This is a genomic window from Novispirillum itersonii subsp. itersonii ATCC 12639, assembly GCF_000381985.1.
Classification (GTDB): Bacteria; Pseudomonadota; Alphaproteobacteria; order Rhodospirillales; family Rhodospirillaceae; genus Novispirillum; species Novispirillum itersonii.
Genome location: NZ_KB907342.1, coordinates 233,868 through 252,520 on the forward strand (window position 1 = coordinate 233,868; position 18,653 = coordinate 252,520).

Here is an 18,653-nt window from a genome sequence, read left to right on the forward strand (position 1 = left end):
CGCTGCACTGATATGCGACGCGCGCATACCTTTTGGATTCTTTCAAAATCGTTACAATTTCTTAGCGCTGAAGAAAAAAGGCACCTTCGATTCTGAAGGTGCCTTTAATTCTCGGGAAATGAGACGGGCTTGTCTGCTTACAGGCTGTTTTCGCTCAGTTTCTGCAGCAGGAAATCACGGAAGACCATCACCCGCTTGGAATGGCGGAGTTCTTCCGGATACACAAAGTAGCAGTCAAAGCTCGGGCCACGCAGTTCCGGCAGGACCTGCACCAGATTGGTGGCGACGGTCGAGAAGTAATCCGGCAGGGCGGCAATCCCCAGCCCGGACCGGACCGCGCGGTAGATGCCATAGATGTTATTGACCCGCAGCACCGGCTGACGCGGGGTGGATGTGCCCGCCGACAGCAGCCAGTTCATATTCTCAACCGGGGCCTTGGCATCGTCGCCATAAACGATCAGGCGGTGGTTATCCAGATCCGCCGGAGTTTTCGGCATGCCGTACTTTTTCAGATATTCCGGCGCGGCGTAGACATTGTAATGCAGCGCGATCAGGTGACGCTGGATCAGGTCCGGCTGGCGCGGCGCGTTAAAGCGGATGGCCACGTCGGCCTCACGCATTGCCAGATCCACTTCGCCGTCATCCAGCAGCATCGACATTTCGATGCCGGGATAGGTCTCCATGAATTCCTTGATACGCGGCGTCAGCCACACCGACCCGAAGGCGACGGTGGTGGTGATCTTCAGCGGGCCTTCCGGCCGTTCGCGGCTTTCGGTGATCCGCGCCTCGGCCATGGCCAGTTTGGCGAACACTTCATGCACCGTCCGGTACAGCAGTTCGCCCTGTTCGGTCAGAATCAGGCCTCGGGCATGACGGTGGAAGAGGGAGACATGCAGGCTTTCTTCCAGCGCGCTGATCTGGCGGCTGACCGCCGACTGGCTGAGGTTCAGCACTTCTCCGGCGTGGGTGAAACTGCCAGCCTCCGCCACAGTGTGGAAAACCCTCAGTTTGTCCCAGTCCATCATGCTGGCTTGCCGCGTCGGCATTATGCGCCCCTGTTAAAAACGGCGGTCCCGTCAAGGCCGGAACCAATTCTCTACCATATCGGTAGCATTGCAAAAAACGCAAGGGTGGGTGCGGAGAATCCGCGCCCACCCTGCAAAAAAGGTATGGCTTAGTCTTAGTGGCCGTCGGTGGCCTGAAGGAAGCGGTCGGCTTCCAGCGCCGCCATGCAACCGGTGCCTGCGGCGGTGACCGCCTGACGGAAAATATGATCCTGCACGTCACCAGCCGCAAACACGCCGGGCACATTTGTGGCGGTCGAGTCGGGTTTTGTGATCAGGTAGCCGGTCTCATCCATGTCCAGCTGACCGGTGAACAGCTCTGTATTCGGTTTGTGGCCGATGGCGATGAACACACCGTCACACGGGACATCTGACAGCGCCCCGGTCTTGATGTTCTTCAGCCGCACGCCGGTCACCGCTTCCGGCATACCGCCGCCGGTGATTTCGTCGATGACGCTGTCCCACACCACGGTAATTTTCGGGTGCTTGAACAGACGGTCCTGCATGATCCGCTCCGCCCGGAAGCTGTCACGGCGATGCACCACCGTCACCTTTCCGGCAATGTTGGCCAGATACAGGGCTTCCTCGACAGCGGTGTTGCCGCCGCCGACCACCACCACGTCTTTCCCCCGGAAGAAGAAGCCGTCGCAGGTGGCACAGGCGGAGACGCCAAGACCGGAATACTTCTGTTCACTGTCCAGACCCAGCCACTTGGCCGAGGCCCCGGTGGCAATGATCAGGGTATCGGCGAAATAGGTGTCGCCGCCGTCGGTGGTGACGGTGAACGGGCGCTTGCTCAGGTCAACGGTGGTGGCCAGATCGTAGACGATCTTTGCGCCGCAGTGTTCGGCCTGCTTCTGCATCTGCTCCATCAGCCACGGGCCCTGAATCGGGTCGGCGAAGCCGGGGTAGTTCTCGACATCGGTGGTGATGGTCAGCTGCCCGCCCGGCTGGAGCCCGGCCAGCATCACCGGCTCCAGGTTAGCGCGGGAGGTGTAGATGGCGGCGGTGCAGCCTGCGGCACCCGATCCGAGGATCAGGACCTTGGTCCGGTGTTCGGCCATAAAAGGAATCCTTGCGAAACTGGGGTCATGCGTTGGGCTGAAGATAGTGATCCCCGCCCGGGGATGCAACGGCATAACCGGGGCCCTGACCGGCCTGAGGCGAGGCGCTGAAAAGGAAAACGGGGCCTTCCGGATGGAAGGCCCCGCTGACCGCAGCGCTCTGTATCCCGTTGGGATTACAGGTTGCCGGCTTCTTCCTTCAGGAAGGCAGCGACGCCGTCGGGGGTGGCGGTCATGCCCTTCTTGCCCTTGGTCCAGCCAGCCGGGCAGACTTCGCCATGTTCTTCATGGAACTGCAGGGCATCAACCAGACGCAGCGCTTCGTCAACGTTCCGGCCCAGCGGCAGGTCGTTGATGGTGGCGTGGCGCACGTTGCCGGCCTTGTCGATCAGGAACGAGCCGCGCAGGGCGACACCGGCGTTCTCGATCAGCACGCCGAAGGAACGGGCGATGTTCTTGTTCAGGTCAGCCACCAGCGGGAAGCCGACATTGCCCAGACCACCGTCTTCCACCGGGGTCTTCTTCCACGCCAGATGGGTGAACTGGCTGTCGACGGAAATGCCGACAACCTTGCAGCCCGCTTCTTCAAACTTCTTCAGGCGATGGTCGTGGGCAATGATTTCCGACGGGCAGACGAAGGTGAAGTCCAGCGGGTAGAAGAACACCCAGCCGTAGGAGCCGTTCAGATAGTCCTTCAGATTGAAGGCAGGGTTGATGGTGTTGTCACCCATCACGGCCTGCGCGGTGAAGTCCGGGGCGGCCTTGCCGACGAGGGTGCCGACATTCAGCTGTTCGGTCATGGAAAATCACTCCATCTGGGAGATCTGACTGAGAGATCTGAAAAACACGAGGTGAAAAAAGGCTTTGTGGTCAATCGTCCCGCCCTGTCCGGTGCAATACCGGAGTCGGGGGCAGGGAATTGCGGGATGACCTTATGCCGCCCGTCGGCCGGTTTCAACCCTGGAGCCGTTAAAAGACCGTGTCCGGCAAAACATTGGCGGGAACTCCGGTGATGTGGTTTTGGGATACCCTTATGTGTTCGATAAATATGAATTTTTGCAAAGGCTCGTATTGTCCTTGCGCTCAGGGGGCGAGGGATTGTAATTTCATTTCGTGATGGTCGGTAAAAATCCCGGAAATCACCGGAAGCGCCCGGAAGGGCCCCGATAACAACAGGTCGTCCAGCGGCCCCGCCCGCGCTGTGATCCCGGTCAGTCCCCGATCCCGTATTTCCGGGGGGTGCCGGATGACTCCACCGGCTGCCGGAGGCGGCGACCGAACAGGGTGGGCTCCCGATGATGGACTTGCCAGTAACGTGCTCTGAGATGAAGTGCCTATTTGTGACAGGGGCCCTATTTGTGACAAGGGAACGAATCGCATGCAGCGGGTGAAGCTGGACCGGATTGACCGGCGCATTCTCCGTGATCTGCAGGATGATGGCCGGATGACCAACGTGGAGCTGGCCCGCCGTGCCGGGATTTCAGCTCCCCCCTGCCTGCGCCGGGTCCGGGCGCTGGAAGAGGCAGGCTATATACGCGGCTACCATGCCAATGTCGATCCCCATGCCCTTGGCTACAACGTCACGGTCTTTGCTCAGGTCGGCCTGAACAGTCAGGCTGAAGCTGATCTGCGGGCCTTCGAGGCGCTGGTGAACGGCTGGGAGCAGGTGCGGGAATGCCACATGCTGGCCGGGGAAACCGATTTTCTGCTGAAAGTGGTTGCCAAGGACTGGGATGACTATCAGCGCTTTCTGACCACCCGGCTGACTGCGGCCCCGAATGTGGCCCATGTGAAAAGCGCATTGGCGATTCGCACCGGCAAGCTGAAGCCGGGCGTGCCGATTGACACGGAAGAAGGGCCCGACGTCATTTTTGATAAATGACCGTCCTGTCCCGGTTTTGAGAAGACAGCAGGGGGTGCATCCGGTTCCGGGATGCGCCCCCTGTTTTTTGTAGCCTGTCTGGCTGTTATCGGAAGGGGCGTTACAGTTCCACCTGTCCGCCCAGCTCCACCACCCGGCCCGGCGGCAGGCGGAAGAAGCCCATCGCCCCGGTGGCGCTGCGGGCCATCCACGCAAACAGGTTGATCTGCCACAGAGGCAGGGTCTGATCCCGCGAGGGGATGATGGTTTCCCGCGACAGGAAGTAGGAGATATTCATCGGCTCATAGAAGAAGCCGAGATCCTGTTCCTTGGCCAGTGCCATGGTTTTTGGCACATCAGGGGTTTCCATAAAGCCGTACGTCAGGGTCAGCCGGATCAGGCCGGGCGCGATTTCCCGCGCTTCCAGCCGTTTGTCATCGGCAACGACCGGAACTTCCTGTGTCACCACAGTCAGCAGAATCACCCGTTCGTGGGCGACTTTATTGTGCTTGAGGTTATGCATCAGGGCCAGCGGCAGCCCCTCGGTGGTGCCGGTCAGGAAGACGGCGGTCCCGGGGACCCGGGCCACCCGGCCGCTGGCGACCAGACTGGAATAATGTTCGTCGGGCAGACTGCCATCGGTCAGGCGGCTGATCAGCAGGCGTCGTCCGGTCTTCCAGGTGGTCAGAATGATGAACAGGATGGCCGCCAGCCCCAGCGGGACCCAGCCGCCATTGCCGATCTTGACGATGTTGGACAGGAAGAAAGCCATGTCGATGGTCAGGAAAATCGTGCAGGCGACAATGATCCGTGGGGTTTTCCATGACCACAGCACCCGCATTGCCAGTGCCAGCATCAGGGTGGTGATCACCATGTTGCCGGTGACGGCAATGCCATAGGCTGCGGCCAGCCCGCTGGAGGTCTTGAAGGTCAGGACCAGCGCCACACAGGCGATCATCAGCGCCCAGTTGATCAGCGGAATATAGATCTGACCGATTTCATGTTCCGAGGTGTGGACGATGGTCATCCGGGGCAGATAGCCAAGCTGAATGGCCTGCCGGCTGATCGAGAAGGCCCCGGAGATCACCGCCTGAGAGGCAATGATGGTTGCCAGGGTCGCCATGATCACCAGGGGCAGGATCAGCCCCTTGGGGGCCAGCAGGAAGAAGGGGTTTTCCACCGCTGCCGGGGTTTTCAGCAGCAGGGCTCCTTGCCCCAGATAGTTCAGGATCAGGGCAGGCATCACCAGAATGTACCAGCCGAGACGGATCGCCGGGCGGCCGAAATGCCCCATGTCGGCATACAGGGCTTCCGCCCCGGTGACGGCCAGCACCACCGCACCCAGAATCAGCAGACCGGTGAAGCCGTTGCTGGCCAGAAACAGGACGGCATGATGCGGGCTGAGGGCGGCGAGAACCGCAGGCGCAGATGCGATGCCGTGGATTCCCAGGGCCCCGATCGCCAGAAACCACAGAATGCACACCGGCCCGAACAGCTTGCCGACCAGATCCGTCCCGAAGCGCTGGATCACGAACAGGCCGATCAGGATGGTGACGGTGATCGGCACCACCGCCTCTTCCATGTGGGGAACGGCGATTTTTAGCCCTTCTACCGCCGACAGCACCGACACCGCCGGGGTGATGACGCAATCCCCGTAAAACAGCGCGGCGGCAAGAATTCCGATAGACGCCACGGTGGGCAAGTAACGGGATCCCGATGGCAGGGCGGCACTCAGGCGGGCCATCAGGGCCAGACTGCCGCCTTCGCCCCGGTTGTCGGCCCGCATCACGAACACCACGTACTTCACCGACACCACCAGCGTCAGTGTCCAGACAATCAGCGACAGCGCGCCGAGAATATGGGGCTTATCCAGTGGCAGGGGATGTTCCCCGGCGAAGGTTTCTTTCAGGGCGTACAGCGGACTGGTGCCGATGTCTCCGAAGACGACTCCGATCGCGCCGATCATCAGCGGCATCAGGCCTCTCTTCGCGGGGGTGGCGGTCATGGTCAGGTTCCGTCAGCAGCCGTCAGGGCAGAATAGAAGAGTTATAAACACAAAGGGGGCCAGACACGGCAGCAGCGCCGGAACGGACCGCTCCGGCGCTGCTGTTGTATCATGATCGGGCCGCGGCTCCGAGGTCCTCAGATGAAGCGGACCTTGACCACTTCGTAGGACCGGGACCCACCCGGGGCGGCCACTTCGGCGGTATCGCCGCTGGCCTTGCCGATCAGGGCCTTCGCCAGCGGTGAGGCGATCGAGATGCGGCCCGCTTCCAGATTGGCTTCATGCGGGCCGACGATCTGGTAGGTCACTTCTTCATCCGTGTCTTCATCTGCCAGAGTCACGGTGGCCCCGAACCGGATGGTGGAGCCTGACAGCTTGGTGATGTCGATCACGTCCGCGCGGGAGATGACATCCTCCAGCTCGGCGATCCGCCCTTCAATAAAGCTCTGACGCTCACGGGCAGCATGGTACTCGGCGTTTTCCGACAGGTCGCCGTGTTCACGCGCTTCGGCAATCGCCTTAATGACACCCGGACGCTCCACCGACCGCAGGGTGCGGAGTTCGTCTTCAAGGGCTTTGATGCCCGCCGGGGTCATGGGGATCTTTTCCATTACAACCCAGTCCTTCTCTCAGCGTGCGGCCTTACCCCCTAATGGATCGGCTCCGCCACGCGGTACATCCAACCTGCCACAGACCACCGGCACCGTGGCGCGGTGGGGGCCGTTTCAGGCTTCAGCCGGAGAGACAGGGCCCCTCCGGCTGAAAGTACAAAAGGCCGGACGGGGAGGGGGGAGTTCCCCCCTCCGCGCCTCAGGCCGACACACTAGAGTAGTGCTGAAGCGACGCAACATCAAGAGCCCCGCGTTTCAGCGCTGCAATCCCCGCCACCGCGGCCTGTGCCCCGGCGATGGTGGTGTAGTGCGGAATGTTGCGGGTCAGCGCGGTCCGGCGGATCGAGAAGCTGTCGCGCACGGCCACAGCCCCTTCCGTGGTGTTGATCACCATCTGGATTTCGCCGGACTGCATGGCGTCGACGCAGTGCGGGCGGGGTTCCGTCACCTTGTTGATCGGTTTCACGGTCACACCGTGCTGGCCGAGGAAGGCTGCGGTCCCGGCGGTGGCGACAATGCTGAAGCCAAGATCGGTCAGTTTACGGGCAACGGTCAGGGCCGGGATCTTGTCGGCATCCCGTACCGACATGAACACGGTTCCGGCTTCCGGCAGGGTCACCCCGGCGCCGAGCTGGCTCTTGGCGAAGGCCAGACCGAAGTCGGTGTCGATGCCCATGACTTCACCGGTGGACTTCATTTCCGGCCCGAGGATGATATCGACGCCCGGGAAGCGGGCGAACGGGAACACCGCTTCCTTCACCGCGACATGCCCCAGCGGCTTTTCCGACACGCCGAAAGAGGCAAGGGTTTCCCCGGCCATCACGCGGGCGGCGATCTTGGCCACCGCCACGCCGGTCGCCTTGGCGACGAAAGGCACGGTGCGGCTGGCGCGCGGGTTGACCTCGAGAATGTAGACAGTGCCGTCCTTGACCGCGAACTGCACGTTCATCAGACCGATGACGTTCAGGCCTTCGGCCAGCAGGCGGGCCTGCCGCTTCAGTTCCTCGACGGTAGCGTCAGGCAGCGAGTACGGCGGCAGCGAGCAGGCGGAGTCGCCGGAGTGGACCCCGGCTTCCTCAATGTGCTGCATCACCCCGGCGATGAACACCGCGCCGGTGGTGTCGCGGATGGCATCGACGTCAACTTCGATGGCGCCGGACAGATACTTGTCGAGCAGCACCGGCATGTCTGCCGAGATTTCGATGGCGTTCTGGCCACGCAGACGTTCGATTTCCATCCGCTTCAGCCAGGCCGACAGACCGTCGATGTCATGGACGATTTCCATCGCCCGGCCCCCCAGCACGAACGACGGGCGGACCACCAGCGGGTAGCCGATCTTTTCGGCTTCGGCCAGCACGGCGTCGGCGGAGGCAGCAATGGCGTTCGGCGGCTGCTTCAGCGACAGCTTGTGCAGCAGCTGCTGGAACAGTTCGCGGTCTTCGGCCAGATCAATGGCATCCGGGCTGGTACCGAGGATCGGAATATTGGCCTTTTCCAGCGCCCGGGCCAGCTTCAGCGGGGTCTGGCCGCCGAACTGGACGATCACGCCTTTGACGGTGCCCTTGCTCTGTTCCAGCTGGATCAGCTCAATGGTGTCTTCGGCGGTCAGCGGCTCAAAATACAGGCGGTCGGAGGTGTCATAGTCGGTGGAAACGGTTTCCGGGTTGCAGTTGACCATGATGGTCTCGTACCCGGCATCTTCCAGCGCGAAGGCGGCATGGACGCAGCAGTAATCGAATTCGATCCCCTGACCGATCCGGTTCGGGCCACCGCCGAGGATCACCACCTTGGTGCGGTCGCTGACGTCGGCTTCACATTCCGCCGGGTTGACCCCGTCGCCTTCGTAGCAGGAATACATGTACGGAGTCGGTGAGGCGAACTCCCCGGCGCAGGAGTCGATGCGCTTGTAGACCGGGCGCACGTTCAGGGCGCGGCGGTAGGCGGTGACGTCTTCGGTTGTCTTGCCGGTCAGCTGGCCCAGACGGGCATCGGAGAAGCCCATCTTCTTCAGCGCCAGCAGACCCTGACGGTCAGACGGCAGGCCGTTGCTGCGGATGGTCGCTTCGGTGTCGATGATTGCCTTGATCTGACGCAGGAACCACGGCTCATACGAGCAGGCGGCATGCACGTCCTCAACACTCAGGCCCCAGCGGAAGGCCTGAGCGATCACCAGCAGGCGGTCGGCGCGGGCGGTGGCCAGCGCGGCGCGGATGGCGTCCTTGTCCTCGCCACCCTTGGCTTCCGGCAGATTGATCTCGTTCAGGCCGGTCAGGCCGGTTTCCATCGACCGCAGGCCCTTCTGCAGCGACTCGGCGAAGGTACGGCCGATCGACATCGCTTCACCGACTGACTTCATCGACGTGGTCAGGCGCGGATCAGCATCCGGGAACTTCTCGAAGGTGAAGCGCGGAATCTTGGTGACCACATAGTCGATGGTCGGCTCGAAGCTGGCCGGGGTCTGGCCGCCGGTGATGTCGTTTTCCAGCTCGTCGAGGGTGTAGCCGACGGCCAGCTTGGCGGCGATCTTGGCAATCGGGAAGCCGGTGGCCTTCGACGCCAGCGCCGAGGAGCGGGACACACGCGGGTTCATTTCGATGACGATCAGGCGACCGTCCTTCGGATTGACGGCGAACTGCACGTTCGACCCGCCGGTATCGACGCCGATTTCGCGCAGAACGGCGATCGAGGCATCGCGCATCACCTGATATTCCTTATCGGTCAGGGTCAGCGCCGGGGCAACGGTGATGGAGTCGCCGGTATGGACGCCCATCGGGTCGATGTTTTCAATGGAGCAGACGATGATGCAGTTGTCGTTGCGGTCCCGCACGACTTCCATCTCGTATTCCTTCCAGCCGAGGACCGATTCCTCGACCAGAATTTCATGCACCGGCGAGGCCGCCAGACCGGAGGCGCAGATCTGCTCGAACTCTTCCTTGTTATAGGCGATGCCACCGCCCATGCCGCCCAGAGTGAAGGACGGGCGGATGATCGACGGCAGCCCGACGAATTCGAGTGCGGAGCGGGCTTCATCCAGCGACTTCACAACGCGGGACCGCGGGCTTTCCAGCCCGATCTTGTCCATGGCATCGCGGAACAGCTGACGGTCTTCCGCCTTTTCGATCACTTCCTTTTTGGCGGCGATCATCTCGACGCCGAACTTTTCCAGCGTGCCGTTGGCCGCCAGCGCCAGCGCGCAGTTCAGCGCGGTCTGGCCGCCCATGGTCGGCAGCAGGGCGTCCGGGCGTTCCTTTTCGATGATCTTGGCGACGATTTCCGGGGTGATCGGCTCGACGTAGGTGGCGTCGGCGGTATCCGGATCCGTCATGATGGTGGCCGGATTGGAGTTGACCAGAACCACCCGGTAGCCTTCTTCGCGCAGGGCCTTGCACGCCTGAGCGCCGGAATAGTCGAATTCGCAGGCCTGACCGATCACGATGGGACCGGCGCCGATGATCAGGATGCTTTTGATGTCCGTGCGTTTGGGCATTGTCGTCTAACTTCTTCGCTTCTGGTCGGCCCCGGCTTTGGGGAAGCCTCCGGGGCAGGCGTGCATCTGGCGGGTAACAGGGGGCGGGCTTACCTCATCACCCCGGCCTGCTCCAGTCCGAGCAGGGTCAGGGCGTAGGTTACCGGGGCACCGGGGGCGACGGTCAGGGCGTGATCCTCCAGATGGATCAGCCCCTCATCGCAGAATTCCCCGGCGGCGCGCAGCAGCCATCCGGCTTCCGGTTCGGTCAGCCCATGCTCTTCCACCACCTCTGACAGGGTGCGGAAGGCCGGGCCGGGCAGACGGTCCTCGGTGGCCAGGACGGCCAGCAGCGAGGACCTGTAGTCGGAAAAGCCGGAGTCGGTCATGCCCGCGTCCCGTTACTTCTTGTGGGCTTCGATGGTCTCAACGAAGCGCTTGAACAGGTAGTGGGAATCCTGCGGGCCGGGGCTGGCTTCCGGGTGGTACTGCACCGAGAACACCGGCTTACCCTTCAGGGCGATTCCTTCGACGGAGCCGTCAAACAGCGACACATGGGTCTCTTCCACAGTGTCGGGCAGGCTGGCGCGGTCAACGGCGAAGCCGTGGTTCTGGCTGGTGATTTCCACTTTGCCGGTTTTCAGGTCTTTCACCGGCTGGTTGGATCCACGGTGGCCGCGGTCCATTTTATAGGTCTTGGCCCCCAGTGCCAGCGCCAGCAGCTGATGGCCGAGGCAGATCCCGAACACCGGGATGCCGGTGCCGATCAGCGTCTGCAGTTCCGGCACCACATAGGTACCGGTGGCCGCCGGATCTCCCGGGCCGTTGGACAGGAAGATACCATCGGGATTGTGACGCAGCACGTCATCGGCGGTGGCGGTCGCAGGCACCACGGTCACCTTGCAGCCGGCATCGGCCAGACAGCGCAGGATGTTGTGCTTGGCCCCGAAATCATAAGCGACGACGTGGTACTTCGGATCGCGCTGGGTGCCGTAGCCGGTTTTCAGCGACCAGCGGGTCTGGGTCCAGTCATAGGTCTGGCGGCAGGTGACATCCTTGGCCAGATCCATGCCTTCCAGCCCCGGCCACCCCTGCGCCTGCGCCAGCAGGGCGGGCAGGTCGAACACGCCGTCAGCGGCATGGGCGATCACGCCGTTGGGGGCACCGCCATCGCGGATCTTGCGGGTCAGGCGGCGGGTGTCGATCCCGGCCAGACCGACCAGAGAGTGCGAGACCAGCCAGCGGTCCAGATGCTGGGCGGCGCGCCAGTTGGCGGGCTCGGTGATGTCCGCGCGCAGAATGCAGCCACGGGCGGCGGGGGTGACGGTTTCGTTGTCTTCCCCGTTCGTGCCGACGTTGCCGATGTGGGGGAAGGTGAAGGTGATAACCTGTCCGGCAAAGGACGGATCCGTCAGGGTTTCCTGATAGCCGGTCAGGCCGGTGGAAAAAACCACCTCGCCGACCGACCGGCCCTGCACCCCGAGGCCTTTGCCCCAGAAAACCGACCCGTCGGCCAGCACCAGCACGCCAGTTGCACCCTCGGGGCGGGTGCTGGCGGCAATGTTCATCGGCTCTGTCATGGACACCATTCCTTTTTCCGTCAGGCTGCGTCAGGCCCGGGCCGGGCCTGCGCACCGGCAGGAGACTTTAAGATGTTCGCGCCCGGCAACAGACTACTGCCAGCGGGCATCGGAGGGAACCCGTCCGTTTTTCGCGCGCAAAACACCCACGGCATTCCGGGGAGCTGGACGTGCCGGTGTGTGTATTTGAAAGTGCGCGGATGGCGGCGGATAAATTTGCGCGCTTTTAAAGAATTGCCGCTCCCCTGTCAAGAAGAACCGGGAAAAGAAAATTGCATGTCTTTTCAATGGCTTGAGAATGGCATAACTCTTTGCCAACGGGCATGTTTTGCTGTATTCTCCATCCTTTCCCGATACAGAATACCGAGGATTCTCCATGCTCCGCACCCGCCTGAGCGAGGCGTTGAAGGACGCGCTGAAGAGCAAGGATGCCCGTTCGACGGCAACCCTGCGCCTGATTTCCGCCGCGCTGAAGGACCGTGACATCGCTGCCCGCTCCAAGGGCAACTATGATGGCATCAATGAGGACGAGATCCTCCAGATGCTGCAGTCGATGATCAAGCAGCGCCGCGAAAGCATCACCATGTACGAGCAGGGTGGACGGCTGGAGCTGGCGCAGCAGGAACAGGAAGAAATCGTCGTCATCGAGCGCTTCCTGCCCAGACAGATGGATGTGGCTGAGATGGAAGCTGCCATTGACGCGCTGGTCACCGAACTGGGCGCCACCGGCGTCAAGGATATGGGCCGGGTGATGACCGCCCTGCGCGAAAAGTTCGCCGGGCAGATGGATTTTGCCAAGGCCAGCGGGATGGTGAAGGCCCGCCTGTCGTAACGGTGGCCGCTGATGGCGCTGCCAGCACAGTTTCTGGATGAGCTGCGGGCCCGCATCACCCTGTCCTCTGTGATCGGGCGGCGGGTCAAGCTCATCCGGCGCGGCCGGGAACATGTCGGCCTGTGCCCGTTTCATAAAGAAAAATCGCCCTCCTTCACGGTTAACGACGATAAGGGATTTTACCACTGCTTCGGCTGTGGGGCCCACGGCGATGTCCTGACCTTTGAGATGGAGCAGGGCAATCTCGGTTTCATGGAGGCGGTGGAGAAACTGGCCGCCGAGGCCGGGCTTGAGGTGCCGAAAAGCACCCCCCGCGAGGCCGAGGACGCCAAGCGCCGCGCCGGTGTGCTGGAGGTGCTTGAGGCTGCCTGTGCCTTTTTCCAGCAGAATCTGTTTTTACCCGCCGGGCAGGATGGAATCGCCTATCTGCGCCGCCGTGGCCTGACGGATGCCATCATCCGGCAGTTCCGGCTGGGCTGGGCACCGGGGGGCGGGGTACTGAAGGGGGCGCTGGCCCGTCAGGGCATCGGTGAGGATCAGCTGGTTGAGGCCGGGCTGCTGAAGCGGCGCGACGATGGCTCTCTGGGCGAATATTTCCGCGAGCGGGTGATGTTCCCGATTACCGACCGGCGGGGCCGGGTGATCGCCTTCGGGGCGCGGACGCTCGGCGACGGCCAGCCGAAGTATCTGAACAGCCCCGAGACGCCGGTGTTCCATAAAGGGCAGGTTCTGTTCAATCTGGCGCAGGCGCGGGAACCGGCGGGCAAGGCCAATGAAGTCGTTGTCGCCGAAGGCTATATGGATGTGATTGCCCTGACCCGGGGCGGGATTCCGCAGGCGGTGGCACCACTGGGCACGGCCTTGACCGAAACCCAGATCGAAGAGCTGTGGAAGCTGGCGGAAGAGCCGATTCTGTGCTTCGACGGCGATAACGCCGGGCAGCGTGCGGCAGCACGCGCGGCAGAGCGGGCGCTGACGGTGCTTAAACCCGGGCGGTCGCTGCGCTTTGCCCTGCTGCCGGGCGGGCGTGACCCTGATGAAATTCTGCGCGATGAGGGGCCGCAGGCCCTGCGGGCGGCGCTGTCGGCGGCCCGGCCACTGATGGATATGCTGTGGTCGATGGCGCTGGAAGGGCGGGACCTGTCGACTCCGGAGCGGCGGGCCGCGCTGGAGGCGCATCTGGACGAGATGACCCGCGAAATTGAGGACCGGACCGTTCAGCAATATTACCGGCAGGCGTTCCGGGACCGGCTGCGGGATCTGTTCCGGCCCCAGCGCCCCGCCTATGGCGGTGGCAGGCCGGGGGGCGCCGGGGGATGGACCCCGCGGGGGGGTGGAAAAGGCTGGGGAAACCGCCAGCCGCCCCGGTGGTCCGCGCCGTTACCACCGTTGCCGCCCACCGGAATGCTGGTGCCTAAACTGTCGGCAGAAAGCGCGGAAGCGACCCGGCGGCGCATTCTGGTAGCCACCGCTTTATGCCATCCGGCGCTGTTTGACCACATCGGGGAACGTCTCGGATCGCTCGATCTTCCTGAACCGGACCTTGACAAGATCCGTCGTGCTCTCTTAATCCTGCTCGGTCGTGAACCGGGTCTTGACTTTAACAGTGTGAAAAGCCACTTACACGCGGATGGGCTGGAATCCGCCGTGCGTGGTCTTTTATCCTCCAACGTCTGGGTCCATGCCGCCTTCTGCCGCCCTGATGCGGATCTGGATGCGGCACGGACAGGATGGGATCACACGTTCGAGCTGACGCGCCGCATTGATCTGAAGGCCGATATCGACCGGATTGTCGAGCAGTTGGGCGATGACCCGACGCCGGAGACCTTCGAGACCTTTGTGGCGCTGAAGGGGCATGAGCGGATGCCCGGTGACGAGTAAAACGTGACGAGTAAAAACGGACAGGCCGGTTTTCCGGCAGGCCCGGGCGATACGGAAGAGCAGGGTTGGCAGTCCCGTCCGGGGCTGCCGCAACAGGTTTAAGGAGTTTGCACGGGTATGGCGACGAAGGCGACCGCAACGACGGATACCCCGGAACCCAATGAAGACGCGCAGGAAGGGCCGCTGCTCGACACCCTGAATGCGGCTGTCCGCAAGCTGGTGGCCAAGGGCAAGGAACGCGGTTACGTCACTTATGACGAACTGAATGCCGCCCTGCCGTCGGATGATTTCTCTTCGGAGCAGATCGAGGATTCGATGGCGATGCTGTCGGATCTGGGGATCAACATTGTCGAAAACGACGAGGAAGAGGCAACCACTGCCGAATCGTCAGACGATGAGTCCGTTGCCGGGAATGTCTCGGAAGAGGATCTGGGCCGGACCGATGACCCGGTGCGCATGTATCTGCGCGAAATGGGGTCGGTGGAACTGCTGTCGCGCGAAGGCGAAATCGCCATCGCCAAGCGGATTGAAGCCGGCCGGGAAATGATGATCGGCGGCATCTGCGAAAGCCCGCTGACCATTTCCGCCCTGCTCGACTGGCATGACGCGCTGGTCGAAGGCAAGATGCTGCTGCGCGACATCATCGACCTTGAAACCACTTACGGCGCCGATGACCCGGTTGCTGAAGGCGTGGATCTTGAGGGCGTTGAGGAAGAGCCGGTGGCGATGCCTGCCCCGGTGGCCCGCCCGGTCACCCGTCCTGCCGCGGCCCCTGTGGCCCGTCCGGTCAAGGATGAGGATGAAGACGCCGACGCCGACGCCGAGGAAGAAGAACCCGAGGACGCCGTTGAAGGCGAAGCCGAAGGGGAAGGCGAAGGCGAGCATGAAGGCGAGATGGAGGAAAGCTCCGTCAGCCTGTCGGCTATGGAAACCGAACTGCTGCCGATCATTCTCGAGTCGTTCGAGAAGATTGCCGGTGCCTACCAGAAGATGAAGAAGGTCCAGGACCAGCGTCTGGCCCATATTTCCGCCGGGGACGATGTGCCCGCCGCTGTCGAAAAGAAATACGACAAGATGCGGTCGGAAATGGTCAAGATGATGGAAGGGGTCCATCTCAACAACGCCCGTATCGAATATCTGGTCGAACACCTGAACGACCTGAATAAAAAGCTGATGATGCTGGAAGGTAAGCTGCTGCGTCTGGCTGTTGACAGCAAGGTGAAGCGCGAAGACTTCCTGGATGCCTATTATGGCGCGGAAATGGACCCGAACTGGCTGGAAGTGGTTGCCGGTCGTCCGGGGAAGGGCTGGAAGGACTTTGTCACCCGTCACGCCCGTGAAGTGCAGAAGGTGCGTGAAGCGATTGCCCAGATCGCCGAGCAGGCCAAGCAGCCGATCAGTGAATTCCGCCGTATTGTTCAGACCGTCCAGAAGGGTGAGCGCGAAGCCTCGCGCGCCAAGAAGGAAATGATCGAGGCCAACCTGCGTCTGGTGATCTCGATTGCTAAAAAGTACACCAACCGTGGCCTGCAGTTCCTCGATCTGATTCAGGAAGGCAACATTGGCCTGATGAAGGCGGTGGATAAGTTCGAATACCGGCGTGGCTACAAGTTCTCCACGTACGCTACGTGGTGGATCCGTCAGGCGATTACCCGGTCGATCGCCGATCAGGCGCGCACCATCCGCATTCCGGTGCATATGATCGAAACGATCAACAAGCTGGTCCGGACCAGCCGCCAGATGCTGCACGAGATCGGCCGGGAGCCGACCCCGGAAGAGCTGGCGGAAAAGCTGCAGATGCCGCTGGAAAAGGTCCGCAAGGTTCTGAAGATTGCCAAGGAGCCGATCTCCCTTGAAACCCCGATCGGGGACGAGGAAGGCAGCCATCTCGGTGACTTCATCGAGGATAAGAACGCCGTTCAGCCGCTGGACGCTGCAATCAACTCCAACCTGCGGGAAACCTGTACCCGTATACTGGCCACTCTGACACCGCGTGAAGAACGCGTGCTGCGCATGCGCTTCGGGATTGGGATGAATACCGATCACACTCTCGAGGAAGTCGGCCAGCAGTTCAGCGTGACCCGTGAGCGTATCCGTCAGATCGAGGCGAAGGCCCTGCGGAAGCTGAAACACCCGTCGCGGTCGCGGAAGCTGCGCAGCTTCCTCGATAACTGAGGCGGCGAATAGCGTCCTTAAGAAGAAAACCCCCGCTCTGGTGACAGGGCGGGGGTTTTTGTTGTGTCCGGCTTCGCTCAGACGGCAGAGGGGCGGGGGGCCAGATGGATACCGGCCAACATGCAGCGGACAGACCCCCCGGCCAGTTCGATGGTCGGGACATTCAGCGGCAGCAGGGTGACATGCCGTTCCAGACGGGTCTTCTGGCTTTTGGTGAGGGCATTGGCAGCCCGGGATGACAGGGCCAGAACCCGTCCTTGGGTTCCCTGCAGTTCGATGGCATTTCCGGCAAAGTCGCCGATCTGCTCATGGCTGAGGTCGATCAGGGCACGGCCGCCCGCAGTCAGGCGGTCCGCAATTTCAGCCCGGCGCTGCGGGTCACGGATGCAGTCCAGACCGACGAGACTGATGTCACTGCCGATGCACATCAGGACGTTGGTGTGATAGACCGGTGCCCCGTCGGCATCGACAGCGTCGAACACCATCGGTTCAAAGTTGAAGTGGGTACAGAAGCGCTCCATCGCCACCTCATTGGTACGGTTGGAGCGGGCGGCATAGGCGACGCGGTCAAGATGGTCGAGCACCATCGCCCCGGTCCCTTCCAGAAACAGATTGTCCTGTTCCAGACCGGAATAATCGATCACGTCCTGTACGCGATAGCGCTGCTTCAGCATCTCGATGATGTCGCTGCGGCGCTCTTTCCGGCGGCTGGGGGCAAACATCGGATAAATGGCGACATGCCCGCCGGAGTGGGTGGAGAACCAGTTGTTGGGAAACACTGAGTCCGGGGTTTCCGTGCCGGTATCCTCAAACAGATGGACCGTGACCCCGGCCTGTTCCAGCAGGCGGGCGGCTTCGGTGACCTCGGCATAGGCTGCGGCGGCAATAGCTGCCTGCTCGCCGGACGCATCGCGCTGGAACCGGTTGTCGGCGGCCGTATCCGGATTCGGATGAAAGTGATGGGGGCGGATCATCACAACGCTGCGGGGGGCCTGAACGGATGGGCGGGGCATGCTGGTATTCCTCCTCTGGCATCACGGCAGACTGCTGGTGCGGTCTTTATCTGATGGGAAAGATCTTCTGCACTCACTGTAGTGTCAGGCAAAGTGGTATTCCAATCTGCTGATTTTAAAGATTTTGGATATTTTTTATGCATTTTGCATATTTGATATGCGCAAAAATAAGAATTGAAGGGGGCTGAAGGAGGGATGAAAAAAAGCCCCGCAGCGGGCTGCGGGGCCAGTGTGTCCGTAGGATTTGGGAGGGAATAACAAAAAGAAGAGGCTGGTTTTCCTACCGGGCCTGCTCAAAGCCGGTCAGAACGTTAGCGACATTGGTGCCGATGTCGGCAACCGCGTAGCCGCCTTCCTGCACGAAGACTGTCGGCAGACCAAGCGAGGCGATTTTTGCCCCGATCAGCGGATAATGCTGCTGACCGAGCTTAAAGGCGCTGATCGGGTCGTTCTCGTAGGTATCGACACCCAGCGAAATCACCACCGAATCCGGGCCATAGGCGCGGATCACCTCCAGCGCCCGGTCGAGGGTGGCGCTGTAGTCCTCCCAGCCGGTGCCGCGCGGCAACGGAAAGTTGTGGCAGAAGCCTTCGCCCCTGTCCGCCCCGCGCTCATCGGCAAAGCCCCGGAAGAACGGATATTCGGTTTCCGGCGAGCCGTGGACCGACACGGTCATCACGTCATCACGTGTCCAGAAGATATCCTGCGTGCCGTTGCCGTGGTGGTAGTCCACATCCAGCACCACCACCTTCGCCGAGCCGTGATCGCGCAGAGACTGGGCGGCAATGGCGGCGTTATTCAGGAAGCAGTATCCGCCATAGGTGCTGGCCCCGGCATGGTGCCCCGGCGGGCGGCACAGGGCATAGGCGCTGTGCGCCCCATCGGCCACCAGTGCCGCTGCGGTCAGGGCGCAATGGGCTGACGCCAGCACCGCATCCCACGTGCCTTCAACAATCGGGGTTCCGGCATCGTAGCAGTAATAGCCGAGCTTGCCGTTGATACCCGGCGGGATCACATCCTGCCGCATCGAACGGGCGGCAAAGCCGCTGGGCAGCATGAAGCCGTCTTTGCCAATTGCCTTCCACTGGTCAAAAGCGGTGC

Annotated in this window: 14 protein-coding genes; 4 read left to right on the top strand and 10 right to left on the bottom strand. The window is 62.0% G+C overall.

Annotated elements, in window-relative coordinates; all coding sequences use genetic code 11:
- Window positions 1-137: 137 nt before the first annotated feature.
- The 3 genes from G365_RS0111175 to G365_RS0111185 all read right to left on the bottom strand — a co-directional run bounded on the left by G365_RS0111175 (window position 138) and on the right by G365_RS0111185 (window position 2,928).
- Complete coding sequence (locus G365_RS0111175; protein WP_019645616.1) at window positions 138-1,046, bottom strand: LysR family transcriptional regulator; 909 nt, start codon at window positions 1,044-1,046, stop codon at window positions 138-140.
- Between the two features lie 134 nt (window positions 1,047-1,180).
- The gene (trxB, locus tag G365_RS0111180) at window positions 1,181-2,128 is read right to left on the bottom strand and encodes a thioredoxin-disulfide reductase (protein ID WP_019645617.1); all 948 of its coding nucleotides are present in this window, start codon (window positions 2,126-2,128) and stop codon (window positions 1,181-1,183) included.
- 176 nt (window positions 2,129-2,304) lie between these two features.
- Complete coding sequence (locus tag G365_RS0111185; protein ID WP_019645618.1) at window positions 2,305-2,928, bottom strand: peroxiredoxin; 624 nt, start codon at window positions 2,926-2,928, stop codon at window positions 2,305-2,307.
- 578 nt (window positions 2,929-3,506) lie between these two features.
- Here G365_RS0111185 and G365_RS0111190 point away from each other — a divergent pair.
- Window positions 3,507-4,010 carry an Lrp/AsnC family transcriptional regulator gene (locus tag G365_RS0111190; protein WP_019645619.1) on the top strand — a complete coding sequence of 168 codons (504 nt, stop codon included), beginning with the start codon at window positions 3,507-3,509 and terminating at the stop codon, window positions 4,008-4,010.
- Between the two features lie 100 nt (window positions 4,011-4,110).
- Here the strand turns inward: G365_RS0111190 and G365_RS0111195 are convergent, their stop codons facing one another.
- From G365_RS0111195 to carA, 5 genes are all read right to left on the bottom strand, one after another.
- Window positions 4,111-5,994, bottom strand: a complete 1,884-nt coding sequence (locus G365_RS0111195; RefSeq protein WP_019645620.1) for a potassium transporter Kup — start codon at window positions 5,992-5,994, stop codon at window positions 4,111-4,113.
- Between the two features lie 137 nt (window positions 5,995-6,131).
- The gene (gene greA / locus G365_RS0111200) at window positions 6,132-6,605 is read right to left on the bottom strand and encodes a transcription elongation factor GreA (protein WP_019645621.1); all 474 of its coding nucleotides are present in this window, start codon (window positions 6,603-6,605) and stop codon (window positions 6,132-6,134) included.
- 199 nt (window positions 6,606-6,804) lie between these two features.
- The gene (gene carB / locus G365_RS0111205) at window positions 6,805-10,092 is read right to left on the bottom strand and encodes a carbamoyl-phosphate synthase large subunit (protein WP_019645622.1); all 3,288 of its coding nucleotides are present in this window, start codon (window positions 10,090-10,092) and stop codon (window positions 6,805-6,807) included.
- 89 nt (window positions 10,093-10,181) lie between these two features.
- Window positions 10,182-10,460: a hypothetical protein gene (locus tag G365_RS0111210; RefSeq protein WP_019645623.1), complete on the bottom strand. Its 279-nt coding sequence runs from the start codon at window positions 10,458-10,460 to the stop codon at window positions 10,182-10,184.
- 12 nt (window positions 10,461-10,472) lie between these two features.
- Window positions 10,473-11,651: a glutamine-hydrolyzing carbamoyl-phosphate synthase small subunit gene (gene carA / locus G365_RS0111215; RefSeq protein WP_019645624.1), complete on the bottom strand. Its 1,179-nt coding sequence runs from the start codon at window positions 11,649-11,651 to the stop codon at window positions 10,473-10,475.
- A gap of 376 nt (window positions 11,652-12,027) precedes the next feature.
- On the opposite strand from carA, the gene G365_RS0111220 reads away from it, so the two are divergent.
- The 3 genes from G365_RS0111220 (at window position 12,028) to rpoD (ending at window position 16,539) form a co-directional block, all read left to right on the top strand.
- On the top strand, window positions 12,028-12,483 hold the full coding sequence (locus tag G365_RS0111220) for a GatB/YqeY domain-containing protein (protein WP_019645625.1): 456 nt from the start codon (window positions 12,028-12,030) through the stop codon (window positions 12,481-12,483).
- A 12-nt stretch (window positions 12,484-12,495) separates the two neighbouring features.
- A complete protein-coding gene (dnaG, locus tag G365_RS0111225; protein ID WP_019645626.1) occupies window positions 12,496-14,364 on the top strand; it encodes a DNA primase in 1,869 nt (622 codons plus the stop codon).
- A gap of 117 nt (window positions 14,365-14,481) precedes the next feature.
- On the top strand, window positions 14,482-16,539 hold the full coding sequence (gene rpoD / locus G365_RS0111230) for an RNA polymerase sigma factor RpoD (RefSeq protein ID WP_019645627.1): 2,058 nt from the start codon (window positions 14,482-14,484) through the stop codon (window positions 16,537-16,539).
- Window positions 16,540-16,616: 77 nt separating this feature from the next.
- On the opposite strand, the gene ctlX is transcribed toward rpoD, so the two are convergent.
- Window positions 16,617-17,552, bottom strand: coding sequence for a citrulline utilization hydrolase CtlX (gene ctlX / locus G365_RS0111235; RefSeq protein WP_019645628.1), 936 nt, complete (start codon window positions 17,550-17,552; stop codon window positions 16,617-16,619).
- Between the two features lie 280 nt (window positions 17,553-17,832).
- The coding region (locus G365_RS0111240) for a histone deacetylase family protein (protein WP_019645629.1) at window positions 17,833-18,653 on the bottom strand (821 nt) is incomplete at its 5' end.

Excerpts from the sequence above, each read along its gene's own strand:
- G365_RS0111175 (WP_019645616.1), bottom strand. The coding sequence starts at position 1,046 with ATGCCGACGCGGCAAGCCAGCATGATGGACTGGGACAAACTGAGGGTT.
- trxB (WP_019645617.1), bottom strand. The coding sequence starts at position 2,128 with ATGGCCGAACACCGGACCAAGGTCCTGATCCTCGGATCGGGTGCCGCA.
- G365_RS0111185 (WP_019645618.1), bottom strand. The coding sequence starts at position 2,928 with ATGACCGAACAGCTGAATGTCGGCACCCTCGTCGGCAAGGCCGCCCCG.
- G365_RS0111190 (WP_019645619.1), top strand. The coding sequence starts at position 3,507 with ATGCAGCGGGTGAAGCTGGACCGGATTGACCGGCGCATTCTCCGTGAT.
- G365_RS0111195 (WP_019645620.1), bottom strand. The coding sequence starts at position 5,994 with ATGACCGCCACCCCCGCGAAGAGAGGCCTGATGCCGCTGATGATCGGC.
- greA (WP_019645621.1), bottom strand. The coding sequence starts at position 6,605 with ATGGAAAAGATCCCCATGACCCCGGCGGGCATCAAAGCCCTTGAAGAC.
- carB (WP_019645622.1), bottom strand. The coding sequence starts at position 10,092 with ATGCCCAAACGCACGGACATCAAAAGCATCCTGATCATCGGCGCCGGT.
- G365_RS0111210 (WP_019645623.1), bottom strand. The coding sequence starts at position 10,460 with ATGACCGACTCCGGCTTTTCCGACTACAGGTCCTCGCTGCTGGCCGTC.
- carA (WP_019645624.1), bottom strand. The coding sequence starts at position 11,651 with ATGACAGAGCCGATGAACATTGCCGCCAGCACCCGCCCCGAGGGTGCA.
- G365_RS0111220 (WP_019645625.1), top strand. The coding sequence starts at position 12,028 with ATGCTCCGCACCCGCCTGAGCGAGGCGTTGAAGGACGCGCTGAAGAGC.
- dnaG (WP_019645626.1), top strand. The coding sequence starts at position 12,496 with ATGGCGCTGCCAGCACAGTTTCTGGATGAGCTGCGGGCCCGCATCACC.
- rpoD (WP_019645627.1), top strand. The coding sequence starts at position 14,482 with ATGGCGACGAAGGCGACCGCAACGACGGATACCCCGGAACCCAATGAA.
- ctlX (WP_019645628.1), bottom strand. The coding sequence starts at position 17,552 with ATGCCCCGCCCATCCGTTCAGGCCCCCCGCAGCGTTGTGATGATCCGC.